This window comes from Achromobacter sp. (assembly GCF_049647645.1).
GTDB lineage: Bacteria > Pseudomonadota > Gammaproteobacteria > Burkholderiales > Burkholderiaceae_B > Achromobacter.
In genome coordinates this window covers 74,902-99,611 of record NZ_JBARYB010000054.1, presented here as the reverse complement: position 1 = coordinate 99,611, position 24,710 = coordinate 74,902, and the positions used below count along the sequence as shown (strand labels likewise).

Annotated in this window: 23 protein-coding genes; 16 read left to right on the top strand and 7 right to left on the bottom strand. The window is 64.6% G+C overall.

What is annotated here, in order from left to right:
• The first annotated feature begins 23 nt into the window (after positions 1-23).
• Both ilvD and WBB14_RS06175 read left to right on the top strand, forming a co-directional pair.
• The gene (ilvD, locus tag WBB14_RS06180) at positions 24-1,766 is read left to right on the top strand and encodes a dihydroxy-acid dehydratase (RefSeq protein ID WP_424239048.1); all 1,743 of its coding nucleotides are present in this window, start codon (positions 24-26) and stop codon (positions 1,764-1,766) included.
• A complete protein-coding gene (locus tag WBB14_RS06175) occupies positions 1,763-2,656 on the top strand; it encodes an NAD(P)-dependent oxidoreductase (protein WP_424239047.1) in 894 nt (297 codons plus the stop codon). Before ilvD ends, WBB14_RS06175 begins: the two co-directional genes overlap by 4 nt.
• A 41-nt stretch (positions 2,657-2,697) precedes the next feature.
• Here WBB14_RS06175 and WBB14_RS06170 read toward each other — a convergent pair whose 3' ends face one another.
• Entirely contained in the window at positions 2,698-3,315 is a 618-nt protein-coding gene (locus tag WBB14_RS06170) for a cysteine hydrolase family protein (protein ID WP_424239046.1), read from the bottom strand.
• Between the two features lie 151 nt (positions 3,316-3,466).
• Between WBB14_RS06170 and WBB14_RS06165 the strand changes: the two genes are divergently transcribed.
• The 8 genes from WBB14_RS06165 (at position 3,467) to WBB14_RS06130 (ending at position 11,365) form a co-directional block, all read left to right on the top strand.
• Positions 3,467-4,417, top strand: a complete 951-nt coding sequence (locus WBB14_RS06165) for a GlxA family transcriptional regulator (protein ID WP_424239045.1) — start codon at positions 3,467-3,469, stop codon at positions 4,415-4,417.
• Between the two features lie 163 nt (positions 4,418-4,580).
• On the top strand, positions 4,581-5,420 hold the full coding sequence (locus tag WBB14_RS06160; protein ID WP_424239044.1) for an ABC transporter permease: 840 nt from the start codon (positions 4,581-4,583) through the stop codon (positions 5,418-5,420).
• Entirely contained in the window at positions 5,417-6,199 is a 783-nt protein-coding gene (locus tag WBB14_RS06155) for an ABC transporter ATP-binding protein (protein WP_424239043.1), read from the top strand. The genes WBB14_RS06160 and WBB14_RS06155 overlap by 4 nt, the downstream gene beginning before the upstream one ends.
• Positions 6,189-7,319: an aliphatic sulfonate ABC transporter substrate-binding protein gene (locus WBB14_RS06150; protein WP_424239042.1), complete on the top strand. Its 1,131-nt coding sequence runs from the start codon at positions 6,189-6,191 to the stop codon at positions 7,317-7,319. The genes WBB14_RS06155 and WBB14_RS06150 overlap by 11 nt, the downstream gene beginning before the upstream one ends.
• Complete coding sequence (locus WBB14_RS06145; protein ID WP_424239041.1) at positions 7,312-8,070, top strand: LLM class flavin-dependent oxidoreductase; 759 nt, start codon at positions 7,312-7,314, stop codon at positions 8,068-8,070. Before WBB14_RS06150 ends, WBB14_RS06145 begins: the two co-directional genes overlap by 8 nt.
• Positions 8,067-9,290, top strand: coding sequence for an LLM class flavin-dependent oxidoreductase (locus WBB14_RS06140; RefSeq protein WP_424239040.1), 1,224 nt, complete (start codon positions 8,067-8,069; stop codon positions 9,288-9,290). Before WBB14_RS06145 ends, WBB14_RS06140 begins: the two co-directional genes overlap by 4 nt.
• A 194-nt stretch (positions 9,291-9,484) precedes the next feature.
• Positions 9,485-10,408: a bifunctional helix-turn-helix transcriptional regulator/GNAT family N-acetyltransferase gene (locus tag WBB14_RS06135; protein ID WP_424239039.1), complete on the top strand. Its 924-nt coding sequence runs from the start codon at positions 9,485-9,487 to the stop codon at positions 10,406-10,408.
• Positions 10,409-10,468: 60 nt separating this feature from the next.
• Entirely contained in the window at positions 10,469-11,365 is an 897-nt protein-coding gene (locus tag WBB14_RS06130) for a DMT family transporter (protein ID WP_424239038.1), read from the top strand.
• Between the two features lie 74 nt (positions 11,366-11,439).
• Here WBB14_RS06130 and WBB14_RS06125 read toward each other — a convergent pair whose 3' ends face one another.
• Together WBB14_RS06125 and WBB14_RS06120 are read right to left on the bottom strand one after the other, a co-directional pair.
• Entirely contained in the window at positions 11,440-11,820 is a 381-nt protein-coding gene (locus WBB14_RS06125; RefSeq protein ID WP_424239037.1) for a hypothetical protein, read from the bottom strand.
• A gap of 69 nt (positions 11,821-11,889) precedes the next feature.
• Positions 11,890-12,534, bottom strand: a complete 645-nt coding sequence (locus tag WBB14_RS06120) for a hypothetical protein (RefSeq protein WP_424239036.1) — start codon at positions 12,532-12,534, stop codon at positions 11,890-11,892.
• A gap of 29 nt (positions 12,535-12,563) precedes the next feature.
• Here WBB14_RS06120 and WBB14_RS06115 point away from each other — a divergent pair, with 29 nt between their 5' ends.
• The gene (locus WBB14_RS06115; protein WP_424239035.1) at positions 12,564-12,758 is read left to right on the top strand and encodes a hypothetical protein; all 195 of its coding nucleotides are present in this window, start codon (positions 12,564-12,566) and stop codon (positions 12,756-12,758) included.
• A gap of 41 nt (positions 12,759-12,799) precedes the next feature.
• Here the strand turns inward: WBB14_RS06115 and WBB14_RS06110 are convergent, their stop codons facing one another.
• Positions 12,800-13,183, bottom strand: a complete 384-nt coding sequence (locus WBB14_RS06110) for a hypothetical protein (protein ID WP_424239034.1) — start codon at positions 13,181-13,183, stop codon at positions 12,800-12,802.
• A 231-nt stretch (positions 13,184-13,414) separates the two neighbouring features.
• Here WBB14_RS06110 and WBB14_RS06105 point away from each other — a divergent pair, with 231 nt between their 5' ends.
• The 3 genes from WBB14_RS06105 to WBB14_RS06095 all read left to right on the top strand — a co-directional run bounded on the left by WBB14_RS06105 (position 13,415) and on the right by WBB14_RS06095 (position 19,931).
• Positions 13,415-14,515 carry an NAD(P)-dependent alcohol dehydrogenase gene (locus tag WBB14_RS06105; RefSeq protein WP_424239033.1) on the top strand — a complete coding sequence of 367 codons (1,101 nt, stop codon included), beginning with the start codon at positions 13,415-13,417 and terminating at the stop codon, positions 14,513-14,515.
• A gap of 90 nt (positions 14,516-14,605) precedes the next feature.
• A complete protein-coding gene (locus tag WBB14_RS06100; protein ID WP_424239032.1) occupies positions 14,606-14,884 on the top strand; it encodes a hypothetical protein in 279 nt (92 codons plus the stop codon).
• 523 nt (positions 14,885-15,407) lie between these two features.
• Positions 15,408-19,931: an autotransporter-associated beta strand repeat-containing protein gene (locus WBB14_RS06095; protein ID WP_424239031.1), complete on the top strand. Its 4,524-nt coding sequence runs from the start codon at positions 15,408-15,410 to the stop codon at positions 19,929-19,931.
• 52 nt (positions 19,932-19,983) lie between these two features.
• On the opposite strand, the gene WBB14_RS06090 is transcribed toward WBB14_RS06095, so the two are convergent.
• Positions 19,984-21,129 carry an alpha-hydroxy acid oxidase gene (locus tag WBB14_RS06090; protein WP_424239030.1) on the bottom strand — a complete coding sequence of 382 codons (1,146 nt, stop codon included), beginning with the start codon at positions 21,127-21,129 and terminating at the stop codon, positions 19,984-19,986.
• Between the two features lie 162 nt (positions 21,130-21,291).
• Between WBB14_RS06090 and WBB14_RS06085 the strand changes: the two genes are divergently transcribed.
• Together WBB14_RS06085 and WBB14_RS06080 are read left to right on the top strand one after the other, a co-directional pair.
• Positions 21,292-21,630: a hypothetical protein gene (locus tag WBB14_RS06085; RefSeq protein ID WP_424239029.1), complete on the top strand. Its 339-nt coding sequence runs from the start codon at positions 21,292-21,294 to the stop codon at positions 21,628-21,630.
• Positions 21,631-21,762: 132 nt separating this feature from the next.
• Positions 21,763-22,194: a VOC family protein gene (locus tag WBB14_RS06080; protein ID WP_424239028.1), complete on the top strand. Its 432-nt coding sequence runs from the start codon at positions 21,763-21,765 to the stop codon at positions 22,192-22,194.
• A gap of 29 nt (positions 22,195-22,223) precedes the next feature.
• Here the strand turns inward: WBB14_RS06080 and WBB14_RS06075 are convergent, their stop codons facing one another.
• Both WBB14_RS06075 and WBB14_RS06070 read right to left on the bottom strand, forming a co-directional pair.
• The gene (locus WBB14_RS06075) at positions 22,224-22,640 is read right to left on the bottom strand and encodes a VOC family protein (RefSeq protein ID WP_424239027.1); all 417 of its coding nucleotides are present in this window, start codon (positions 22,638-22,640) and stop codon (positions 22,224-22,226) included.
• Positions 22,637-24,661: an aminotransferase class I/II-fold pyridoxal phosphate-dependent enzyme gene (locus tag WBB14_RS06070; protein ID WP_424239026.1), complete on the bottom strand. Its 2,025-nt coding sequence runs from the start codon at positions 24,659-24,661 to the stop codon at positions 22,637-22,639. The genes WBB14_RS06075 and WBB14_RS06070 overlap by 4 nt, the downstream gene beginning before the upstream one ends.
• Positions 24,662-24,710: the final 49 nt, after the last annotated feature.

The window sequence follows — 24,710 nt, the reverse complement described above, 5'->3', positions numbered from 1 at the left end:
CCCCGATACAAGGAACTCCATCCATGAAAGATCTGCACAAACATCGCTCCCGCACGGTCACCGAGGGCGTGACGCGCGCCCCGCACCGCGCTTTCCTGCGAGCCACGGGCCTGGACGACGAAGCCATCGACAAGCCGTTCGTCGCCATCGTCGACACGTACGGCGAGAACACGCCCTGTTCCATGTCGCTGAACCAGATCTCGGACAACGTGCGTCTCGGGATCGCGGCCGGCGGCGGCGTGCCGATACGCGGCTCGGCGATCTCGGTCTCCGACGGCACGTCGATGAATCACTCGGGCATGCGCTTCTCGCTGGTGTCGCGCGAGACCATCGCCGACAGCGTCGAGTTGTTCGTGCGCGCCCACTGCTACGACGCGCTGGTCGGCGTGGCCGGTTGCGACAAGACCCTGCCCGGCATCCTGATGGGCATGGTGCGCGTGAACGTCCCCGGCGTGTTCCTGTTCGGCGGGGCGATGTTGCCCGGCGTGGCCCCGGACGGCTCGCAGGCCACGATCCTGACGGCCATCGAGGCCGTGGGCGCGGCGCAGCGCGGTGACATGTCGGCCGAGACGCTGCGCGGCATAGAAAAGCGCTGCACGCCGACCGCCGGTTCCTGCCCAGGACAGTTCACGGCCAACACCATGGCGATGGTCGCCGAAGTGCTGGGGCTGGCCCCGCTGGGCTCGGCGATGGTGCCGGCCGTCTACAGCGAACGCATCGCGATTGCCCGCCGCGCCGGCGAGAACGTCATGCGCGCGCTGCGCAACGGCGGGCCGCTGCCGCGCGACCTGGTGACGCGCAAGAGCCTGGAGAACGCCTGTGCGGCCGTCGCCGCCACCGGCGGGTCGACCAATGCCATGCTGCACATCCCGGCCATCGCCCACGAGGCAGGCATCACATTCACGCTCGACGACGTGTCGGAAGTCCTGGCGCGCACGCCGCTCATCGGCGACATGCAGCCGGGCGGACGCTATCTTGCCGTGGACCTGCATCATGTCGGCGGCGTGCCTGCTGTGCTCAATGCCCTGCTCGCGGGCGGGCATATACACGGCGACACGCTCACGCAAAGCGGCGAAACGCTGGAAACGGCGCTGCGCGCCTTCCCCGGCCCCGACGGCCGCGTGGTCAAGCCACATGACGAACCGCTCTCGCCCAACGCGGGGCTGGTGGTGCTGCGCGGCAATCTGGCCCCCGACGGCGCCGCGCTGAAAACCGCCGGCCTCAAGCAGCTGGTGTTCTCGGGCACGGCGCGGGTATTCGAGACGGAAGAGGACTGCATGGCGGTGGTTGCCGCCGGCGCCTATCGGGAAGGCGACGTCCTCGTGATACGCAACGAAGGGCCCAAGGGCGGCCCCGGCATGCGTGAAATGCTGAGCGTCACCGCGGCGATCTATGGGCAAGGCATGGGTGAAAAGGTCGCACTGCTGACCGATGGCCGGTTCTCGGGCGCCACGCGCGGCATGTGCATCGGCTATGTCGGCCCCGAAGCCGCGGCGGGCGGCCCGATACGCCTGCTGCGCGACGGCGACCGCATACACATCGATGCGGTCAAGGGGAGCCTGGACGTCGAACTCTCGGACGAGGAACTTGCGGAACGGGCGAAGGCCAGCCAGCCGTTCGTGCGCGGCAGGCTGGGCGGCGTGCTTGAGAAGTATGAAGCGCTGGTACGCCCGGCCAAGCTGGGCGCGGTGACCCACTCCGGGGCCGTGACGTGGCCTTATGAAGCTTCGCTCGGGGAAACGCCAGCCCAGGGAGGCCAGGAATGACGAAGACGCCGCGCATCGGCTTTTGCGGCATCGGCCGTATGGGTGAACCCATGACCCGGCGGCTGCTGGCTGCGGGTTACGAGGTCGCCGTCTGGAACCGCTCCAGTGCCAAGCTCGGCTCGCTTGTCGCTGCGGGAGCCGTGGCAAAGGCTACGCCTCAGGCGCTGGGCGAGAGCGTGGACATCGCCCTGCTTTGCCTGGGCGACGGCAACGCGGTGGAGGACGTCGTGTTCGGCGAACACGGGCTGGCGCGCTCCGCCACGCCGCCCTCTTGTCTCATCGACCATTCGACCTTGTCGCCCGCGCTCACGCGCGCCCTGGCCGAGCGCTGGACGGCAGCAACCGGCGGCGTGTGGATCGATGCGCCGGTCTCGGGCGGCACGGACGGCGCGGCGAACGGCAAGCTGGCCATCATGGCGGGCGGACCGGTGGACGCGATCGAAGGCGTGACGCCCTTGCTGCGCGCGTACGCCTCACGCGTCACGCGCATGGGTGACGTCGGCGCGGGCCAGACCACCAAACTCGCCAATCAAGCCATCGTCGCGACCACGCTCGCCGGCCTGGCCGAAGCCTTCGTGCTGGCCAAGCGCAGCGGCATCGATACCGCGGCGCTGCCGTCGGCCCTGCAAGGCGGTTGGGCCGATTCCGTGCTGCTGCAAACGTTGTGGCCGCGCATGGCGACCCCGCCCGAGCATGCCACCGGCACGGTGCGCGTCTTGCTCAAGGATCTAGACGCGATTGCCGAACTGGCCGACGCGAGCGCCACAGTCCAACGCGTGCTGCCGGAAGTGCGCCGGCTGCTACAGGATGCTATGCAGCGCGGCATGGGAGACTGGGATCTGTCTCAAGTGTTCCGGATCGGCGAGGCGGAGAGTCAGGCCGGCGCGTAACGGACTGCGCAATGGGGAGCGCCAGGCGCCCCCCTCCGCCGTTAACCCAACGGCAACTCCAACACCTGCTTCGTCGTCATGATGTCCCCGAAGGTGTCATCGATGCTCGCCAGCGCCGCACGATGCAGCATCGCATGCGGCAACGCCGACTGTTCCCCCGCGCCAGAATCCAGGTCGCGCGTGGCGCAGGCATCAGCCGCCACGATCACCTGATAGCCCAGCGGCACCGCGTCGCGCGCCGCGCCGGCCACGCAGGCGTGAGTCATCAGGCCGGTGATCAGCAGCGTGCGTACGCCAGCCGCCTTGAGGCGCTGGTCGATATCGGTGCAGGGAAACACGCTGACGGTGGACTTGCGCAGCACCGTATGGCCCGGCGCGGGGCTCAGATCGGGATGGAATTCAATGCCGGCGCTACCGTCGGCGAAGACGGGACTGCCGGCCGGCGTGGCGTGCTGGATGTGGAAGACCGGGATGCCATGCCGATCGGCGTGGGCGACGAGCTCGGCGGCGTTGCGCAGCGCCGCAGGGCCTTCGGGAATGGGCAGCCGGCCGCTGAAGTATTCGTTCTGGAAGTCGATCACCAGCAAGGCGGTGCTGGCCGGATCGATGGACTGCGGGGCGGTGGCGCCGGCGATGGCGCGGATGGTCGGGTGGTTCATCGTAGGTCCTTGATCTGTAGGCGTTTCGTTTGCTGTTCACGCATGCGGGCGAACAGCATCCAGGATCCGCCATCGGCCTGGAATCGGAAAGTGGCCCGAATACAAATAAATGATAGGATCGGGCCAAATCCGCATTTTCGCCTCAAGCGCCATGCATACCATCGCCGTCGTCGCCTTCGCGGGCATCAGTTCCTTCCACCTGTCCGTGCCCTGCATGGTGTTCGGCGACGACCTGGCCCGGCTGGGCGCGCCGCGCTATCGCCTGCTGGTCTGCGGCGAAGCAGTCGGGCCGGTCGCGACCATGTCGGGTTTCGATATCCATGTGCCGCACGACTATTCGGCGCTGGCGGAGGCCGACACGGTGATCGTGCCAGCCTGGCGCGATCCGGACGAGCGCCCGCCCGAGAGCATGCTGCAAGCCTTGCGTGATGCGCATGCGCGCGGCGCGCGGGTCATCGGCTTGTGTCTGGGCGCCTTCGTGCTGGCCGAGGCCGGTCTGCTCGACGGCCGCCCGGCTTCGACGCACTGGGTCTGGAGCGACGACTTCGCCCGCAAGTACCCGCAGATCCGGCTCGACCGCAAGGCCTTGTATGTGGACGACGGCGACATCCTGACCTCGGCCGGCACTGCCGCTGCCATCGATTGCTGCCTGCACCTGCTGCGCTGCGACCACGGCGCGGAGCTGGCGAACCGGGTGGCCCGCCGCATGGTGATGGCACCGCACCGCGATGGCGGGCAGGCGCAGTACATCGAACGGCCGCTCACGCGGGAGGACGGCGGCGACCCCATAAGCGTCGCGATGGAATGGGCCATCGAGCATTTGCAGGAGCCGCTGGGGCTGGACCGTCTGGCCGGCGAAGCCGGGCTGAGCCGCCGCAATTTCACGCGGCGCTTCAAGCTGAAGACGGGCACGACGGTGACGCAATGGGTGCTGAACCACAGGCTGGCCGCGGCGCAGCGGCTGCTGGAAACGGGCGGGCTGTCGGTCGACCGGGTGGCCGAGGCCACGGGGTTCGGTTCGACGGTGTCGCTGCGGCAGCATTTCACGGCGGCATTCTCGGTGTCGCCTGCGGCCTATCGGAAGCAGTTCCGCCAGCGCTGATCGAGGTCGGCCATAGGGTGCCGGTCTTGTGCCCTTCGTAAGCCGCCCAGCCGTTTACGGCAAGACGAGACGGCCATGCAAACTAAGCTAAGTCGAAAACAAGATTTAGTGTCTTCCCGCGTGCACGCTATATTTTTTTCGTGGCCTGCCTCACGGAAAGATCATGAGTGAAAGAGTATCCGACAAGACCGCAAAGGTCTTCCTAGCGCGGACGGCGCGTTCGCTGCGCAGTGGCATACGCGCTTTTACTGGACGCATCAGCCTGCCGCTCATCATTGTCACGGTTTGGCAATTGGCTTCAATGACGGGGCTGGTCTCGCCCACCCTATTGCCTTCCCCAATCCATGTCGGCGAGACGGTAGCGTATCTGATTGGCAGCGGCGACCTCTGGCGCCACATCAGCGCCAGCGGCGTGCGAGTGATTCAGGGCTTTGCCGCGGCAGCCGCGCTGGCGCTGATATTGGGAATCTCCATGGGAATCTTCAATCGCCTGGGGAGATTCGTGGATTTCCTGATTCAGATACTCAAGCCTGTCCCACCCATCGCCTGGATTCCGCTGTCGGTCCTTTGGTTTGGTATTGATGAAGGCGCCAAGGTTTTCATCATTGTGCTCGGCAGCTTTTTTCCCATCCTGACGACTACCGTGGACGCAATTCGCCAGACGGACCAACGCTATGTTGAACTGGCCCGAACGCTGGAACTTCCTCGCCATTTGTTCATCCGCAAGATCATGCTCCCAGGCGCAGCGCCGCAGATCATGAGTGGCTTGCGCGTAGGCCTGGCCATGGCCTGGATGTGCGTGGTGGCCGCTGAGCTGATCGCGGCTTCCAGCGGCGTGGGCTTTCTCATCATGGATGGCCGGGCGATGTCCCAGGCAGATTTGGTGCTGGCGGGCATGCTTACCATGGGTGTGCTTGGAAAGATTACCGACGACATCCTACGCGCGGTGGAACAACCGCTGATCCTCTGGCGTCCTCGGTTCAAGGGGGCGACACGCCCATGAATGCCATATCGCACCCAATGCAACGGGCAAACAAGGGCATGCAAGCTCGGAATGTGAGCAAGCAATACCCGGGCGCCCATGGGCAACGCGTGGCTGCGCTGGAGAACATAGATCTCGTCTTTCCCGAGGGCAGCATCACCTGCGTGGTGGGGACTAGCGGTTGCGGCAAGAGCACCTTGCTCAGGATCCTGGCAGGCCTGGATGACGACCATGGCGGCAGCATCACTCTTGGCACCCAAACGCTTTCGGGACCGTCGCTCCAGCGTGGTGTTGTGTTCCAGGATCATCGCCTGCTGCCCTGGATGACGATTGCGGATAACGTAGCGCTGGCCCTGCACCGCGAAACAGCCCAGAGGCGCCGGGAGATCGTGGATCAGAAGCTGGAGCTGGTCGACCTGCTGGCCTTTCGCGACACCTATCCTTCGCAGCTTTCGGGCGGCATGGCCCAACGCGTAGCCATTGCGCGAGCGTTGGCGCATGAACCACGCGTGCTGCTGCTGGACGAACCGTTCAGCGCGCTGGACTCCATTACCCGACTGCAACTGCAGGACGCGTTGCTCAGTATTCGCGACAAGGAACGGATAACGACCGTGCTGATCACCCATGACATCGAGGAAGCGGTCTATCTGGGGGACCGAATTGCCGTCTTGTCGAACAGGCCGGGCACGGTACGGATAGTGATCGATGTCGAGTTGCCTTATCCGCGAGCAAGGACAGGCGCCAGCTTCGCGGCCGTGCGCCAGTCGCTTTACGAGCAGTTTCTACAACATGCGGCCTGAAACCCGCCCGGCGATGCGCCAGAGCGTGGCGGCGCGGCCCTTGCACTCATCCTCTGAACTTCCCATGCGAAGACGATTCCGGAAACTCATGATGGCGGCGGCTTTCGGCGCTGCCACCCTATTCTCCATGCCGGCCCATGCTGCCGATACGCTGCGTCTGGGCATCATGCCCTTTGTGCCGTATTCGGCGAGCCTGCTGGCCAGACAACACGGTTGGGTAGAAGAGGAGCTGAAAAGGGCCGGCCACGGCGACGTCAAAGTCATCTGGACGCAGTTTGCCGGCGGCCCGCCGATCAATGAGGCAATTGCGTCGGGCAACCTGGACATCGCCGCATTAGGCGATACTGCCGCGTTGATCGGCCACGCTTCCGGAATCGACGACCGCATTGTCGGCCTGTCATACAAGGGGGAGGAAACGCTGGCGCTGATGGTGCGCTCGGACGCACCGTTCCAGAGCGTGGCAGAACTCAAGGGCAAGAAAGTGGCGACCTTGCGCGGGGGGAACGTGCACGAGTTGCTGGCGCTGATCCTGGCCGAATCCGGCCTGAAGCTTTCAGACGTGCAGTTCCTCAACCTGTCTCTTCAGGACATGGGAACGGCGCTGATCAAAAACGATATTGATGCAGCGCTGGTGTGGGACCCGGTTTTCACGCTGCTGGAAGCCGAAGGCCAGGCACGCATTCTGCGCGATGGCAAGGGTCTCAAGAGCAATCTGATTCCCATCGTCGCCTCCGCATCGGTGATCAAGCAGAATCCTGAGTATGTCCGGGCCTATCTGCGCGCTATCGCCCGCGGCGCCGATACTCTGAAAAACCACCCGCAGGAAGTGGCTGCCATACTGGCGCCCATTTTTGGATTGACCCCGGCGCAGACGTTGACAGCGTTCAGCCGCTCCATCTGGGCCCCGAGCCTGGACGCCCAAGCCCTGGCCGAGCTGAGACGCTCGGTCGAGTTCCTGTTCGGCAATCGCTTGATTCGCAAGCCATTGGATCTGGACAAGTTTGTCGATCCGGGAGAGGCCGCAACAACCGGCATGACGCCGCCGCTCGGCCTGACAGGGTACCTGGCGCCTGTGGACAATCCTGTCAACCCGAACCTCGCGGGCGCTCCAGATGCGTGAATCAAAAGAAGGCAGACCGCCTCAAGGCACGGATGGTCAGCCCCGCGCCATGCCGGCGCGGCTGTTGCTTCGGCCTGCGGCGCGGCCCGACTTCCCTGCCGTTCTTAACATTGTGCGCGAGGCTGAAGGGCTGGGCGCGGACGCTGTGCTGATCGCGGGCGGGCGTGGTGCGCTCGATCCTTTGACCACGGTGGCCGCGCTGGCGCCGCTGACGAGCCGCATTGGTCTGCTCGCCGAAGTGAATGCCGCAGAAACCCATCCCTATACCGCTGCCCGTCGGCTGGCAGCGCTGGATCACGTCAGCAACGGCAGGATTGGCTGGTCGCTGACGGAGAATACCGAGTCCGCCCGGATTCAAGATTACGCCGCGGCGGTGCATGCGCTCTGGGACAGCTGGGATGACGATGTCCATCGGTACGATAAGCGTAGCGGCGTCTATATCGATACCGATGGGATTGGGCCAGCGGCATACGCAGGCCCCTTCTACCGCGTGGCGGGTCCGCTCGACATTCCACGACCGCCGCAAGGCCGCCTGCCGAGGGTGGGCGATGACAGAACCGCGGACGCCTCCTTCACAGGATGGCTTGAGATGACGGCTGACCAGATCGAATGGATCAAGCTCCGGGATGAATTGGGAGCGTGCGTCATCGATACTGCCAGGCAGCCGCGTCGGACCTTGCGGCGCTGCCTAGGCTTGATGGACGTTCCTCCGCAGCATTTCAACCGTCTCGCGGCTTGCCAAAATCCATGAGTAATCAAGGTCGATCATTGATTCTGCTCGTGAACGCTTTGGTAACGGGCCACCATGAGGCAGCCTGGAGACTACCCCAAGCTCAACCGGAACGTCTGCGCGACATGGGCTATCACCAGGATATCGGACGCGTCGCGGAGGCTGCGGGCTTTCATGCCATGTTCGTCGCAGATTTCTTCGTGTTCAATCCGGGCGTGCGCCATAGTCCACGGTGGGAACTGGACCCGCTGACGCTGCTGTCCGGGGTGGCGCAGGTTACCGAGCGACTGGGCTTGATCGCAACCGGGTCGGCCACGCTGAGCACGCCCGAAGAAATTGCACGCAACTTCTCCTCGTTGGATCACGTCAGCGGCGGACGCGCGCTCTGGAACATCGTGACCAATGGCGACCCCGCGGCAGCGGCAAATTTTGGACAGGACAAGCCCGTACCGCATCAACAGCGCTACCAGATCGGCGCCAAGGCTGTCCAAGATGTGCTGCATTTGTGGCGCAGGGGACGGGAAGTGCCAGCGCCAGTCCAGTCGCATCCGGTTCTGGTGCAGGCGGGATCGTCAGCGGATGGCCGCGACTTCGCCTCGCGCTACGCCGAACTGGTATTTACCGCGCAGAACACACTCCACGACGCGCGAACGTTTCGTCAAGACTTGCTGGCGCGCGCCGCGGCGCATGGGCGCAAACCCGGCGCCCTGAAACTGATTCCCGGCATCAGTCCCGCCATAGGCAGCACGGTTGAGGAGGCGCGCCGCAAGAAGCGCGACCTTGATGAGTTGATTGTGCCGGAAGCGTCGCTGGCATGGCTGGCCGGCTTTGGTATCGAGCTAGGAACCCGTGACCTGGATGGTCCCCTGCCGCCGATACTGGGCGACATCGACAAATTCGAAGGAATAAAAAGCCGTTTCGGGGTGATTGCTTCGGTGATCGAACGCCACCGCCCGAGTACGGTCCGCGACCTGCTTCAGCTACTGGCGGGCAGCCGCGGCCATGCAACCTTAAGCGGCACGCCCGAGAGTATCGCAGACCTGATTGCCGAGTGGTTTCAGCAGGACGCCGCCGATGGCTTCATGCTGATGCCTCACGCTTTCCCTAGCGAGTTCCAGCTATTCGCGGACGAAGTCGTTCCCTTGCTTCGCCGACGCGGCTTGCTGCGGAATACCGAACCTCAGGCCGGCTTGCGTGAGCGCCTGGGTCTGCCGATAGCAGGACTGGCCGATCGAATCTAGCCGGCAACACGCAAGAGTTCATAGAGACGCCCTCCTCGGATGATTGATGTCCAAAGCGCGTCTTGGTCGGCAATACAGTGGGAAAACTAGCCCATAGCGAAAAACGATCAAATCGCCAACATCCATAACAAAAAAACGGCACATACTTGCCTAAGGCAAATAATAATATGCCCTGAGCAAGTAATTGGATCGCCATGACAGAGCACTCGATCTACGACCGCGCCGAAGCGGTCCGCTATTTCAACCGCTTCTACACCCGCCAGATCGGCGTCCTGCACGAACACCTGCTGGCCAGCGAGTTTTCGCTGACCGAAGTCCGCATTCTTTACGAACTGGCTCACCGCCCCGCGCTCAGCACCTCGGACCTGTGCCGCGAATTGAACCTGGACGCAGGGTATGTCAGCCGGGTGATCTCGGGCTTCGAGAAGAAGGGTTTGATCGCCAAGACGCGCTCGGCCGCGGATGCCCGCGTCGGCCTGCTGGAACTGACGGACGCCGGCCGGGCGGCGTTTGCCCCGCTCAATGAAGCGTCGCGCAACGAGATCATCGCCATCCTCAAACCGCTATCGGAGCCGGCGCAAGCGCAGCTGGTCCATGCCATGAACGAGATCCAGAACCTGCTCGGCGATAAAGCCCCCCTGCCCTATGTGCTGCGCGATCCGCGGCCGGGCGACATGGGGCTGGTGGTGGCGAACCAGGCCATGGTCTATGCGCAGGAGTTCGGTTGGAACTCGGAGTACGAGGCGCTGGTGGCCGAGATCGTGGCGAAGTTCATCCGGGAGTTCGACCGCGATAGCGAGCGCTGCTGGATCGCGGAGAAGGACGGAAAGATGGTGGGCTCGGTCTTCGTGGTGCGCCAGGACGAAACCACCGCGAAGCTGCGGCTGTTGTACGTGGATGGCTCCGCGCGCGGGCTGGGCATGGGCCATCGGCTAGTGGACGAATGCCTGCGGTTTGCGCGGCAGGCGGGCTATAAGCGCATGGTGTTGTGGACCAATAGCGTGCTGACCGATGCGCGCCGGATTTATGAGAAGGCCGGCTTCGAGCTGGTCGAGGAAGAAAAGCACCACAGCTTCGGCAAGGATCTGGTGGGGCAGTATTGGGCGCGGGATCTGTAGGGAACGCGATGTCTCCCTGCGGCCAGATGAAATCCGTACTTGCGGACAGGCGCGGCCTCGATGAGTGAACGCATTCAGGCAGTATTTGCTGCCGCCGTCACGGGCGCGTTGGTGGGGGCCGCCATGGTTTCCACGCGCGCGGTGTCGGCGGACGTGTCACCGGAGACACTGGCTTTCCTGCGCTATGCCATCGGGGTGGTTCTGCTTGCCGTGCCCACGCTGCGGCGATGGTCGGTACGGTTTACGGCCAAGGACCTCTGTGCCGTGGCGGGCCTGGGCATTCTGCAATTCGCGATGCTCATACTGCTGTTGAACTATGCGCTGGCCCGCCTGCCCGCCGCCACTTGCGCGCTGGTGTTTTCCACGTTGCCGCTGGTGACCCTGTGCCTCGCGATTGCCACGGGGCGCGAGCGGTTCAGTTGGACTCGGTTGATCGGCGCGGGCGTGGCGGTCTCGGGGATTGCGCTGTTGCTGCAGCCCTCCGCCGCCGCGGTTGGCGGCGCTGCCGATGGTTGGGCTTGGGCCGCCTTGCTGGGCGCGACGTTCATCGGCGCGGCTTGCAGTCTTTTGTATCGGCCCTACCTGCAGCGTTATCCAGCCATGTACATCAGCGTGGTGGCGATGTTCGTCTCTGTTTTGTTCCTGGCGGGCGTGTGCCTGACGCGAGACGCACCGCTCTTGCCCAGCCTGTCGGGTTTTCAATGGGCGAATGTGGTGTTCATCGGGCTTTCCAGCGCGGTAGGCTATTTCTGCCTGCTGTGGGCGCTGACCCGTTTGGAAGCGAGCCGGGTGATGTCGTTTCAGGCGCTGGCGCCGATCACGGCGGTATTGATCGAGTTGCTGAGCGCCTCGTATCCGCTGACCTGGCGGCTGACGGGGGCATTTGTGCTGGTGCTTTCGGGGGTCTGGTTTGGCACGCATGAACGGCCTGCGGCTTCACGCGCGACCGCAGCCTAGTTAGCCGCCGGGTCGCCACCTTCTCAGGTTCCGGATTGCGGCGTAGCGAGCGCGGCCACAGGCCGCGCCGTTCATCACAAGGTCGGCTGCGGAATGGGGATGTCCTTCGATATCAGGTCCCCGCCGTTGATCCGCGTGTCGCAGCCTGAGCTCAGGCCCCACTTGGTGACACTGCCATCGTCAATCCTGAATTTCTCCGTGCATCGGTAGATGGTGTTGTTGATGATCCCACGGACGTATTCGTACGAAATAATCTTGGCGCCACTGGACAAGGTATAGCTGTTGGTGGGCGGCCCCCATTTGGAAACCAGCTTTTCTTCGCTCTCGCCGACCCACGATTGCATCATGTCGGCCCGGGTTTCCTGGCGTTCATTGTTGATCATATTGCCTATCGGGGAACCCGCGCACCCGGCAAGCAGTTGAGTCACAAGAACCGTCAGCACTAGCTTCTTCATTTATTGTTTTCCCCTTGAGATCGGCCTGCCCAGGCCGTCGATTGCAAAGACAGTGGTTTGCAGAGAAGCCTAACGACAAGATTCCTTAGGAAAATCGAAGCCGACCTTGACGCTGGTCGCGGCCACGTTCCTGAAAGCGGCCTCAGCCACCTTGTTGTAGCGGGCGTCGCAATTGAATTTGTTGTTGAGCAGGTAATCCTTGCCTTCCGCCTTTTCCATGTGCGCGGCCCATTCATCGGCCGCGTCCAGCGCATCGCCTCCGGCCTGCACGAAACCCAGCATGACTTCCATGCCGCCCTCGGAGCGCGGCGCCAGCCAACTCGCATAAGCCCAAGGATCGGCGGCATTGCCGCACTCCGTCAGACAATCGGCCGTATAGATAACATCCGAGCCGAAAACGCCGGGGGTGAGTTTCTGCCCGGGCTTGGGCGCGTATTCGCCGATGAAGCTGCTGAGGTCAGCCTGGCAACTGTCGGACGGCTCCATGCTCAGCGCCGATACCTTGCCCGATTTGACCGTCGCGGTGATCCGGCAGCTCTGGACTTCGAATACATGATCGTCGCCGTAGGATTCTTGCGGCACGCCCGCCACGGATTCGAAATAGCGTTGGTTCTTGCCCAGCATTCTTCCGTTGAAGACTTCCTGCACCGTAGCGGCTTGCGCAGCGCCGGCGCAGGCCATCAGCAGCCCCGTGGTCATGACTCTGAAACGCATACTGGATAAGGCTCCGTGGAGAATGGATCATGGGCATGCAGAGCAAGCGCACGCAAACGGAGCGTATTCAATCACAAACGGTGCCGCGCCGAATCAAAAAAGGGGTCGCTGTTGGCGCTGCCTTCCGGGGTTTTATTCTTCTCCCCTGGGACGCCATGATTCACACGGTAACAATCATGGGATCGGCGCAACAAATTCTCACGCCCGCAGCACGCCGGTCATAGAAGGGACGAGGGTTGGAAATACTTGAGCGGAAGTCCCGGGATCACTTGCTGGCGGAGAAAGTGATTTTCACAGGATTGTTCGGCATCTGGCTCGCGCTCATGGGCATGCCACCCGCTGCGAATGTCGGATGCCTCGCCCTGAGTTCCGTGTCGGAAACCCATTCGAGCCGCAACTGATCGTCCAGCGAATTGGACTGGAACTGCGTCAGCGCCGATATGAAGGCATTGCATTTTTCCGAGACGCCGGCCTCAAGCACGGAAACCTGCGTCTGCTCGCCCCAGGTCAATGACCCGCGTTGCGGGCACTGGCGCACTTCGACGTGATACTTCCCACTAGGTGAAGGCAGGTCGGCAATGATCTTGTTGGGACCGCATGCCGTCAAGAGCACGGAGGACAAAAGCAAAAGCGGGATGCTATGTTTCATTGAAGAACCTTGTGCGGGCTATCCGTAAAGACTTCGCAATAATACCGGCGGACCCGATTGCCGCCGCGCCCGCCGTTCGATGTCCGGCGCGGCGCCAGACAGGAAGGCTGCCATGCACCGTATTGATTCAGCGCAACCAGCCGCGCCGAAGCGCTTGGCCTGCGAAATACTCCGGTTTAGCCTGAAGTAGCGTTTGTCGCACTTCCCCCCGTAGCCCCAAAGGAGACTCTGATGCCCGCCCTCATGAAAGCCGCAATCTTCGTCGCGCCTGGCCGCATCGAATTGACCGATAAGCCGATCCCGGACGTAGGCCCCAACGACGCGCTGATCCGCATCACCACCACCACTATCTGCGGCACCGACGTGCATATCCTGAAAGGGGAGTATCCCGTCGCCCAGGGCCTCACCGTGGGCCACGAACCGGTGGGAGTGATCGAAAAGCTGGGCAGCGCCGTAATCGGGTATCAGGAAGGCCAACGCGTGATCGCCGGCGCGATCTGCCCGAGCTTCACTTCGTATCCCAGCCAGGATGGCTTCCCGAGCCAGGACGGCGCCTATCTGATTCCCAGCGGGCGTTGCGGCTGCCACGGCTACAAGGCCACGGCGGGCTGGCGCTTCGGCAATCTGATCGACGGCACGCAGGCCGAGTACGTGCTGGTCCCGGACGCGCAGGCCAACCTGGCGCCCATTCCGGACGGGCTGACGGACGAACAGGTGCTGATGTGCCCGGACATCATGTCCACCGGATTCAAGGGCGCCGAAAACGCCAATATCAAGATCGGCGACACCGTGGCCGTGTTCGCGCAGGGGCCTATCGGGCTGTGCGCGACAGCCGGAGCCAAGCTGCGCGGCGCCACGACCATCATTGCCATCGATGGCAACGACCACCGCCTGGACATCGCCCGCAAGATGGGCGCGGACGTGACGCTGAACTTCAAGAACTGCGACGTCGTGACCGAGGTGCTGAAGCTCACGGGTGGACGCGGCGTGGATTCGTCGATTGAGGCGCTAGGCACCCAGGGCACGTTCGAGTCGGCCCTGCGCATACTCAAACCGGGCGGCACGCTTTCCAGCCTGGGGGTGTATTCCTCCGACCTGCGTATCCCCATGGATGCGTTTGCCGCGGGCCTGGGCGACCATCAGATCAACACCGCCCTGTGCCCGGGCGGCAAGGAACGCATGCGCCGCCTGATGAATGTGATTGCGTCGGGCCGTGTGGACCTGGGTCTGCTCGTCACCCACCAGTACAAGCTGGATGACATCGTCGCGGCATACGAGCTGTTCGCCAACCAGCGCGATGGCGTGCTGAAAGTCGCTATCAAGCCTCATTGAGCGCCGGTCCCCGGGCGACGGCGCTGATCGCGTGGGGAAATAGGGCATGGCCAGGATCATCAGACCTGGCCATGCTCCGGCGGACCAAGGTTGAGCGAGGCCGAACTGCGCAAACTGGCCGACACGCTGGACCCGCTGCTGCGCACTGCCACTGGCGTCTGGCTGCTGCGCGACACCGCCAGCGACCGCCTGGCGCGGCTGGTGTTGGCCCAGGACTCTGTGTCGAGCCGCTTGCCAGCGCCACGTCCGCAACACTATTGCTATCGGTTGCGGCAACACGACGATGCTCTGCGCATGAACAGCTGGCTAAGTGCGCACAGCGCATGGCCGTTGATCTACATCAATCGCATCCGGATTTTCCGGCACTAATCTGAACACGACCTCCTTTGCGAAACCCTCGTTCGTGCATTTCCAGACCATGTGCTGAATCCGGAGGTCCAAGCAGCTCTGCCATGGAACAGAACTACTGAGGCTAGGCATTCTCTTTTTGTCGGTTCGATCTGCCATGCGCGTTGCCTGTACGTCCCCCTTCCTCCCCGGCCCGACCTGCCACCGCCCCGCCTTGCGCGCGCGCCCTGGCCTGAACGCCGTCCACATTCAGCCTCTGATCGGAATCGCTTCGGTTCCCTGATCGTTCGGCGCCCCACGCATACCCCAGGCCCCCGTTTGAATAAACGGGAGTCCAGACATCGCTGCGCCTCCAGCATGCGCCCCTATTTATTGTTGTAACCACAGCAATAAACAGGCTTATGCTAAATGCCTGCCCTTGCCCGAGGTCATACCCACCGGCAACTTCAATTGGCAGGCATTACGCGCAGACGATCACTTCACTGAATTTCTTTTGATTAAGTGAGTAGAGAAGATGCAGCCCTTGTCACCAATTGACGTCCGCTTGTCATTCAAGCTTTCCAGCGCATTCTTGATCGCGTTGGGCGTTTTCCCCGCTTATTCCCAGACTATCGATGGCGGATCGACGATCACCGTTCCCGGGTCGCAAAGTTCGCCCTGGAATTTGGGCGGCAGCTCCCTGACGGTGGGCAACACCAGCACCGGCACGCTGCAGATCGGCGCCACCGGCGTGGTGTCCAACGGGTCCGGCTTCGTCGGCCGGCAGGTCGGCAGCACCGGCCATGTGACCGTGAGCGGCACTGGGGCGCAATGGACCAACAGTTCGGGCCTGTCCGTGGGATTCTCGGGCACGGGCACGTTGGGCATTTCGAATGGCGGTGTTGTAAGAAGCACCACCAACACCTATGTGGGCGTGGCGGCCGGCGGCACCGGCACGGTGACGGTAAGCGGCCTGGGATCCCAGCTGAACAGCACCGGGTTCATGCGCGTCGGCCAAACCGGCAACGGCACGTTGCAAATCAGCGACAGCGCGGTCGTGACCAATGGGCAGGCCTTCGTCGGCTATGACTCGGGCAGCGTGGGTCTGGTGACGATCAGCGGCGCGGGAACGCAGTGGAACAGCAGCGCCGACCTCACCGTGGGCTTTTCCGGCAACGGCCGGGTCAACGTCAGCAATGGCGGCGCGGTGGCCAGCACGCTCGGCACCATAGGCGCCGGCGCGAACTCGACCGGCGCGGTCACGGTCGACGGCGCCGGCTCCTCGTGGACCAACAGCGGCGTCCTCACCGTGGGCAATTCCGGCTCCGGCGCCTTGACCATTTCGAACAACGCCACGGTCAGCGCAGCCAGTGCGCGAGCAGGCGTGGCGGCGGGCTCGCAGGGCGTCATCAATATCGGCGCCGGCGCATTATCCGCCGCGGCGGCCCCCGGCACGCTGACGTTGACGGGTCCCAGCCCCAATCTGACGCTGGGCGCCACCGGCGGGTTGGTGTTCAACCACACCAATACCAGCGGCTATGTGTTTGTTCCGGGCGTCACGGGCGCGGGCAAGCTCAGCACCTACAGCGGCACCACGATACTGACCGCCAACAACAACTACACGGGCGGCACCACGATAGCCGGCGGCACGCTGCAATTGGGCAATGGCGGCACTAGCGGCGCCATCGTGGGCAACGTGAGCAATAACGGAGCCTTGACCTTCAACCGCAGCGATAGCGTCACGTTCGCGGGCCTGGTCTCGGGCAGCGGCGTGGTCAATCAGAATGGCACCGGCGCCACGATACTGACGGCCAACAATACGTACACCGGCGGGACCACGATCTTGGCTGGCACCCTGCAATTGGGCAATGGCGGCACCACGGGCGCCATCGTCGGGAATGTGGCGAACAGCGGCGCCCTGGTTTTCGATCGCTCCAACACCCTGATGCTCGATGGCCAGATTTCCGGCAGCGGCTCGGTCAGCCAGATCGGCGCCGGCACCACGGTGCTGACGGGCAACAGCACTTACGCAGGCGGCACCACGATTTCGGCCGGCACGCTGCAACTGGGCAGTGGCGGCGCCTCGGGGGCCATTCTTGGCAATGTGACCAACAACGGGGCCCTGGCCTTCAACCGCTCCGATACCATGGCATTTCCCGGCTTGATCTCCGGCAGCGGCGTAGTCAATCAAATTGGCGCCGGCACCACGATACTGACCGCAGACAACACCTACACCGGCGGCACCACGATTTCCGCAGGCACGCTGCAGCTGGGCGACGGCGGCACTACGGGCGCCATCCTGGGCAACGTGGCGAACAACGGCGCGTTGGCCTTCAACCGCACTGACACGGTGACGTTCGCGGGCCTGATCTCCGGCAGCGGCGCGGTCAACCAGATAGGCGCGGGCGCCACGATACTGACCGCTGACAACAGCTACACGGGCGGCACCACGATTTCGGCGGGAACGCTGCAGCTGGGCAACGGCGGCACCACGGGCGCCATCCTGGGCGACGTAGCGAACAATGGCGCGCTGACCTTCAACCGTTCCGATGTCCAGACGTTCGCAGGCCAGATCTCCGGCAGCGGCGTGGTCAACCAGATAGGCGCGGGCGCCACGATACTGACGGCAGACAATACCTACGCCGGCGGCACCACGATCTCGGCCGGCACCTTGCAACTGGGCAATGGCGGCACCTCGGGGTCCATCCTGGGCGATGTGGCGAACGAGGGATTGCTGGCTTTCAACCGCTCCGACACCATGACGCTTGCGGGCCGGATCTCCGGCAGCGGCGCGGTCAACCAGATCGGCACAGGAACCACCGTGCTGACCGGCAACAACAACTACACAGGCGGGACCGCAATCGCCGCAGGCACCCTGCAATTGGGCGACGGCGGCGCCTCGGGCGCCATTGTGGGCAATGTGGCCAACAACGGGACGCTTGCGTTCAATCGTTCCGACGTCCAGACATTCCCAGGCCTGATCTCCGGTAGCGGCACGGTCAACCAGATCGGCGCCGGCACCACGATCCTGACCGCAGACAACACCTACACCGGCGGCACCACGATCTCCGCAGGCACGCTGCAGCTAGGCAATGGCGGGACCTCGGGCGCCATCCTGGGCGACGTGGCGAACAATGGCGCGCTGACCTTCAACCGCTCCGATATCCAGACGTTTCCCGGCCTGATTTCCGGCAGCGGCGTGGTCAACCAGACAGGCGCCGGCACCACGATCCTGACCGCAGACAACACCTACACCGGCGGCACCACGATCTCCGCAGGCACGCTGCAGCTAGGCAATGGCGGCGCCTCGGGCGGCATCCTTGGCAACGTGGCCAACAACGGCGCACTGACCTTCAACCGCTCCGACACCGTGACGTTCGCGGGCCTGATCTCCGGCAACGGCACGGTCAACCAGAACGGCAGCGGCGCCACGATTCTGACTGCCCAGAACCTCTATGACGGCCCCACCAACATCAATAGCGGCGTGCTGCGTGCGGGCGGGGTCTCCACCCTCAGTCCAAACTCGGCCGTGAACGTGGCGGCGGCAGGCACGCTCGACCTCAACGGCTACAGCCAGTCCACGGCTGGCGTGACCAACGCCGGACTCATCAACATGGGAACTGGCTCCGCGCCCGGCACCACGCTGACGACGCCGAACTACGTCGGCCAGGGCGGCAGGATCGCCATGAACACCTTGCTCGGCGGCGACGGTTCGCCGTCGGACCGGCTGGTGGTCAATGGCGGCGCCGCCTCCGGCTCATCGTCGCTGATCGTCGCCAATGCCGGCGGCGCGGGCGCCTTGACTACCGGCAACGGCATCCTGCTGGTCGATGCCGTCAATGGCGGCACTACCGCTGCCAGCGCGTTCACGTTGGGCAACGCTGGCGGCTACGTCGCGGCGGGCCCCTACGCCTATACGCTGCAACGCTCCAGCGTGGACGGCAGCGGGCTGCAGAACTGGTACCTGCGTTCGACGGTGGACTGTGCCGCCGCGCCCAGCAATCCCGCTTGCAAGCAGCCCGAGCCGCCTGTTCCGCCAAACCCGCCCGTGCCGCCGGTGCCGCCCAACCCGCCCACGCCCGTTCCGCCGGCGCCGCCCAACTACCGGCCCGAAGTCTCCACGGCCGTGGCGACGCCGGAGCTCGCCTTGCGCTACGGCGCGACCTTCCTGGACTCGCTGCATGAGCGCATCGGCGAGGCGCGCTACGCCCTGCCCTCCACCCCGGCCGGCAGCAATTCCCTGGCATGGGGCCGAGTCATCGGCGTCACGGGCGAACGCAACGGCAGCAACTCGGGCATCCTGGGCTCCAGAGGCCCGGACTACGACTACAAGATCTACGGCCTGCAATCCGGCGTGGACCTATATCGCCGCGCCAATGCCAACGGCAGCATGGACCACGCGGGCGCTTACGTCGCCTTCGGACGCGCGACGGCCGACGTCGATCACCTCGACGGCCGCTCGGCCGGCCAGGCGGCCATGAACGGCGTGACGCTGGGCGGCTATTGGACGCATATCGGCAAGGCAGGCTGGTATGTCGATGCGGTGATCCAAGGCACGCGCTACGACGTCGACAATGGCCGTTCTCCCGAAGGCTACAACCTGGACACCCGCGGCTTCGGCTTCGCGACCTCGCTGGAAAGCGGGTACCCATTCCGCTTGAACGACGAATGGGTCATCGAACCCCAGGCGCAACTCGTCTTCCAGAAGGTCAACCTCAACGATGCCGACGATGGCGCCGCCAAGATCCGGTTCAACGACGTCGACAGCCTGAGGGGCCGCGTCGGCGTGCGCCTGGCGCGCACGGTGGAACTGGATCCCGGGCCGGAAGGCAAGCGCGTTGCGACGACCTGGCTGCGCGCCAGCCTGGTCAATGAGTTCCTGACCAACCCGACCACGGAGTTCTCTTCGCAGAATGGCTATGTGCCGTTCCGGGCCGATATGAAGGGCATGTCCGTGCAGCTGAATCTGGGCGCGGATGTCGGGGTCAAGCGCAATGTCTCGGTGTACGGCAGCGTGGGCTCGGAGATCAGCCTGCGCGGCGACGGGCAGAACTTCAACGGCAAGCTCGGCGTGAAGATCGCCTTCTGACACGCAAGCCCGCGGATCGGGCTGTCCGGCCCGATCCGCCAAGCCCTATCGATCAGCGGAACCGCAAGTGCCGCCGCTGCAATTCCGCGACGGTCCGGCAGCCCATCAGCTTCATGGCGCGCTCGATCTCGACCCGCATCAGTTCCAGCGCCCGCTCTACACCGGGCCGGCCCGCGGCCGCCAGCGGGAACAGGTAGTAGCGGCCCAGCCCCACCGCCTTGGCGCCCAAGGCCAGGGCCTTGAGCACATGGGTGCCGCGCTGCACGCCCCCGTCCATCATCACGTCGATGCGGTCACCGACCGCGTCGACGATTTCCGCAAGCTGGTCGAAGGCGCTGCGCGAGCCGTCGAGTTGACGGCCGCCGTGATTGGACAACACGATGCCAGTGCAGCCGATGTCGGCCGCGCGCCTGGCGTCTTCCACCGACATCACCCCCTTCAAGCAGAATTGCCCGCCCCATTCCTGCACCATGGCGGCAACGTCGTCCCAAGTCATGGCCGGGTCCAGCATATCGGTGAAGTAGCGGCTGATGGACATGGCACCCCCGCCCATGTCGACGTGGCTATCCAGCTGCGGCAGCCGGAAGCGTTCATGGGTGAGATAGTTGAGCGCCCAGGCCGGCTTGATGGCGAACTGCGCGATGCCGGCGAGATTGAGCCTGAACGGGATGGCGAAGCCCGTGCGTTTGTCGCGCTCGCGGTTGCCGCCGGTGATGCTGTCCACGGTCAGCATCATGACCTGGACGCCGGCCTCCTTGGCACGGACCATCATTTCGCGGTTCAGGCCGCGGTCCTTATGGAAGTAGAACTGGTAGACCTGGGGGCCGCCGCTGATCTTGCGGGCCTCTTCCAGGCTGACGGTGCCCAGCGAGGACACGCCGAACATGGTGCCGAACTTGCCCGCGGCGGCGGCGACCGCGCGTTCGCCGTCGTGATGGAACAGGCGCTGCAAGGCGGTCGGCGAGCAATAGACCGGCAGCGCCAGCTTCTGGCCCATGACGGTCACCGACATGTCCACCTCGGCCACGCCGCGCAGCACGTCGGGCAGCAGGTCGCAGGCTTCGAAGGCCGCTGTGTTGCGGCGATAGGTGGTTTCGTCGTCGGCGGCGCCGTCGATGTAGTTGAAGATGGGGCCCGGCAGCCGCTGGCGGGCCATGCGGCGAAAGTCGTGGAAGTTCTGGCACTGGTTCAGACGCATGGGTAGACCCTTATCGACACTACACGTACAGACAGCCTGAGCCCCCGGATGGAGCGGGAGGAATTGTAGACCGACAGCCGCAATTCATTGAGCATCGAAGCGAGCCTCGTCGCGGATCGTGTTAAATGCGGTCTCTCGCAATATGAACGGAACTACCCCGCAATGCCCCATCCCCTGCTCAAACCCGCCATCTGGGCCGCAGCCGCCATCCTGTCGCTGGGAGCCGCAACCGCCTCGGCGCAAGAGAACCTGGAGCGGGCCGTTTCCCTGGCCCAGATCCACGCCATCATGGAATATTGCGACGTGCTCACCCCCGAGCTGCTGGAACTCCTGAAGAAGCGACAGCAGTCCGCCACGCGCGAGTCCGGCGTGTCATCCATCGTTTTCGATGCAGCCTATCTGCGCGCCTACGCCAAGGCGCGCAAGGCCATGGCGGAGTTCGGGGAAGAAGAGAAGGAACTGACCTGCCAACCCATGCGGGCCATGGCAGGCAAGGACTGAGCAGGCAACGCCGCGCGGGCAAGGCAGCTGAGGGCCAGGCGGCGGCTTGAAACGGGAAGCCGGCAAGCGTAGTCTGACACCCCTGATTGACACCCTGATTCCTACCCTCAACTCGATAGCCAGGAGCGATTCATGGCGCAGAAAGAACGACATAAGGGCCGCTTGATCGATCACATCGGACTGGTCGTGCGCGACCTGCCCGCCAGCAAGGCGTTCTATACCGCCGTCTTCAATGCATTGAAGATTCCGATCGGCGGCTCCGACGACAAGAACTTCTGGGCTGACGAACTGTTCATCTCCGCGCCCGGCAGCGCCGAAGTGCAGGGTGAGCTGACCGGCCGCATCCACCTGGCGTTCCAGGCGGAAGACCAGGCCATGGTGAATGCGTTCTACCAGGCGGCGATGGCGCATGGCGGCCGGGACAACGGCCCGCCGGGCGAGCGGCTTGCCTACCATCCCGGCTACTACGCCGCGTTCGTGCTGGATCCGGACGGCAACAACATCGAAGCTGTCTCCCGCACGCGGGCCGAGCGCAGCGCGGCCTCGGTGCGGATTACTTACTGATCACGCCTTCGTCGCCCCGGGGCCGGATGTCATGCCGAGGCCCGCGGCGCCTGGATCATCTTCCAGCCATTGCCCGCGGGATCGCGAAAGCCGGCGTCCACGCTGCCGTAGCGTTCAATCGGCTCCTGCGTGAATTCGACGCCTTGAGCCTGCAAACGGGCGTAGCTTTCGCGGCAGTCCGCCACGTGCAGGACCAGGGGAGGCATGGCCCCCTTCGCGACCATGGCGCGCAGTATTTGCGCGGTAGCCTCGTCATGGATGGGTGGCCCGGGCGTGAACAGACCGAGCTGGAATGAGGGCTGCTCAGGATGCTGGACCGTCAGCCACCGGTACGGTCCGTTGCGCACGTCCGTATGGACGCGGAAGCCGAGCTTGTCGACGTAGAACGCCAGCGCCGCGTCCTGATCGTCCACGTACACACCCGCCACATTGATACCTAGGTTCATATGACCTCCTTGGTTGATGGCGGAAATTTACCGTCGGCCTCGCGGCGCCGCTTCTCCAAAACAGCGATATTGAGATCGGGGCGCTGCGCGGCCTTCACGACGCAGGCGGGCACTCGGTCCAGCGGCTGCGTCCCGGCGCGCGCCTGCGCGCGCATGGCGCTGGGACTGAGGCCGGTGATGTCACGGAAGATGCGGCTGTAGGTGCCGAGGCTTTCCCAGCCCGTGGCGTAGGCGATTTCCGTGACGCTCTGCTCCGTATCCCGCAGCATGGCCACGCTTTGCTCGATGCGCCGCGTCAGCAGGTAGCGATGCGGCGGCAGGCCGAAGGCGCGTTTGAAGGAATGCGCGAAGTGCGCCTTGGAAACGCCGCTGACCTCGGCCAGTCGCTCCACCGGCCAGGCTTCGTGCGAGGCTGCGTCCATGCGGTCCTTGACCCGCAGCAGGCGGCGCAGCAGCGCCGGATCCTGCATCTGCCCCTGACCCGGGGCCGCTTGCCGCAATAGCGTACCCAGCTTCAGCAGGGCCTCTTCGTCCACGGCGCTGTAGCCCACCACCACGCCCGGCGGCAGCTCCACCTTGCGGCAAAAATCCGCTACCGGCTGCATGCCCACGCCCGCCGTCCGCGCCGCCGCCACGGCCTGCGCCATATCCCAGCCCGGCGGCAACTGCCACAGCAGATGAAAGCCGGCGTGCTCGCCGCTGACGCGCAATTCGTCGCTGCCTACCGCCTGCCGCAAGGCGCGCAATGCAGCGTCACGCCGGCGCGCATACACCCCGCGCGCCTTGCGCACATGGCGCGCGAAGCCGCCGTCCTGCAGGAACGCCGCCAGCGTCATCTGTTCGATGATGCTGGGGGAGCGCCCTGCCCGGCGGCGCGCCTGCACGAAAGCGGGCGCCAGCTCCTTGGGCACCACCGCATAGCCGATACGCAAGGCGTTGAACAGGGTCTTGTTGAAACTGCCGCAATGGATGACGCGGTCGGCCGTGTCCAGGCTTTTCAAGGCGGCCAGGGGCGCGCCGTCGTAGCTGAATTCGCTGTCGTAGTCGTCCTCGACGATCCAGCAACCTGCCTGCGCGGCCCAGTCCAGCAGTTCCAGGCGGCGCGAGACCGGCATGGTGACGCCAGTGGGCGCCTGGTGGGCGGGCGTGACGTGCACCAGCTTCACGCCGCGCTGGCGCCGGGCCTGCGCGACCGGAAAACCTTCTGCGTCGATGGCCAGCGGCACGATCTGGCGCGTGTATTGCCCGAAAATGGGTTGGGCGTTCAGGTAGCCGGGATCCTCGATCAACACCCGATCCTGCGGCTGCAGCAGGAGATGGCCGCAGAGGTCCAGGCCGTCCCGGATGCCGCCCAGCACGATGACCTGGTCCGGATCGCAGCTGATGCCGCGAGCCGCGCCCAGGTAGCGGGCGATCTGCTCGCGCAGCGGGCGCCAGCCTTGCGGCTCGTCATTGGCCAGCTGGGCTGGCGTCACGCGCCGGGCGCTGGCCATCAAGCCCTTGCGCCAGCGTTCCATGGGAAAGAGCGCGGCGTCGGCGCTGCGCGAGAAGAACTGGGAATTGGGCTGAAGCGGCGCGAAGAGCGCGGCCATGTGCGGCGCGCCCGGCGGCGCGCTGGCGGTTGGCGCCGGCGGCGCAGCGTCCGCTTGCGAGGCGGAGATCGGCCCTCGCGTCTTGGGCATTGCGGCGCGCTCGCCTGGCAACCCTGCCCGGAAGAAGTTGTCCGGAATCACCGCTGCGACATAAGTGCCCGAGCCGACCGCGCCCGCGGTATAGCCTTCGCTGCGCAATTGATCGTAGGCGGCCTCGACCGTGGAGCGCGCAATATGCCAGCGTCCGGCCAGGCTGCGCGTGGACGGCAGGCGCGCGCCGGAGGGCAACGCGCCCTTCAATATGCGTTCGCGAATCTCGCGGTACACCCAGGCCTGCTTGGATTCCCCGGGGCGCGCGGCATCCATCGGCAGGTCCAGGCTGGCTTCCTGGCGCTTCGCGCCTGGTCCGGTGGAAAGTGGCTTGTTCATATTGACAGAAATGGCTCTATATCATGTAGCCATTCTATCGGTAGATTGG

Bases quoted from the DNA above. Each gene is read 5' to 3' on its own strand.
- WBB14_RS06075 (WP_424239027.1), bottom strand. From the start codon at position 22,640: ATGAACCTAGGTATCAATGTGGCGGGTGTGTACGTGGACGATCAGGAC.
- WBB14_RS06130 (WP_424239038.1), top strand. From the start codon at position 10,469: ATGAGTGAACGCATTCAGGCAGTATTTGCTGCCGCCGTCACGGGCGCG.
- WBB14_RS06155 (WP_424239043.1), top strand. From the start codon at position 5,417: ATGAATGCCATATCGCACCCAATGCAACGGGCAAACAAGGGCATGCAA.
- WBB14_RS06135 (WP_424239039.1), top strand. From the start codon at position 9,485: ATGACAGAGCACTCGATCTACGACCGCGCCGAAGCGGTCCGCTATTTC.
- WBB14_RS06150 (WP_424239042.1), top strand. From the start codon at position 6,189: ATGCGGCCTGAAACCCGCCCGGCGATGCGCCAGAGCGTGGCGGCGCGG.
- WBB14_RS06085 (WP_424239029.1), top strand. From the start codon at position 21,292: ATGCCCCATCCCCTGCTCAAACCCGCCATCTGGGCCGCAGCCGCCATC.
- WBB14_RS06170 (WP_424239046.1), bottom strand. From the start codon at position 3,315: ATGAACCACCCGACCATCCGCGCCATCGCCGGCGCCACCGCCCCGCAG.
- WBB14_RS06115 (WP_424239035.1), top strand. From the start codon at position 12,564: ATGGGCATGCAGAGCAAGCGCACGCAAACGGAGCGTATTCAATCACAA.
- WBB14_RS06175 (WP_424239047.1), top strand. From the start codon at position 1,763: ATGACGAAGACGCCGCGCATCGGCTTTTGCGGCATCGGCCGTATGGGT.
- WBB14_RS06080 (WP_424239028.1), top strand. From the start codon at position 21,763: ATGGCGCAGAAAGAACGACATAAGGGCCGCTTGATCGATCACATCGGA.
- WBB14_RS06145 (WP_424239041.1), top strand. From the start codon at position 7,312: ATGCGTGAATCAAAAGAAGGCAGACCGCCTCAAGGCACGGATGGTCAG.
- WBB14_RS06105 (WP_424239033.1), top strand. From the start codon at position 13,415: ATGCCCGCCCTCATGAAAGCCGCAATCTTCGTCGCGCCTGGCCGCATC.
- WBB14_RS06120 (WP_424239036.1), bottom strand. From the start codon at position 12,534: ATGCGTTTCAGAGTCATGACCACGGGGCTGCTGATGGCCTGCGCCGGC.
- ilvD (WP_424239048.1), top strand. From the start codon at position 24: ATGAAAGATCTGCACAAACATCGCTCCCGCACGGTCACCGAGGGCGTG.
- WBB14_RS06090 (WP_424239030.1), bottom strand. From the start codon at position 21,129: ATGCGTCTGAACCAGTGCCAGAACTTCCACGACTTTCGCCGCATGGCC.
- WBB14_RS06165 (WP_424239045.1), top strand. From the start codon at position 3,467: ATGCATACCATCGCCGTCGTCGCCTTCGCGGGCATCAGTTCCTTCCAC.
- WBB14_RS06070 (WP_424239026.1), bottom strand. From the start codon at position 24,661: ATGAACAAGCCACTTTCCACCGGACCAGGCGCGAAGCGCCAGGAAGCC.
- WBB14_RS06110 (WP_424239034.1), bottom strand. From the start codon at position 13,183: ATGAAACATAGCATCCCGCTTTTGCTTTTGTCCTCCGTGCTCTTGACG.
- WBB14_RS06140 (WP_424239040.1), top strand. From the start codon at position 8,067: ATGAGTAATCAAGGTCGATCATTGATTCTGCTCGTGAACGCTTTGGTA.
- WBB14_RS06125 (WP_424239037.1), bottom strand. From the start codon at position 11,820: ATGAAGAAGCTAGTGCTGACGGTTCTTGTGACTCAACTGCTTGCCGGG.
- WBB14_RS06160 (WP_424239044.1), top strand. From the start codon at position 4,581: ATGAGTGAAAGAGTATCCGACAAGACCGCAAAGGTCTTCCTAGCGCGG.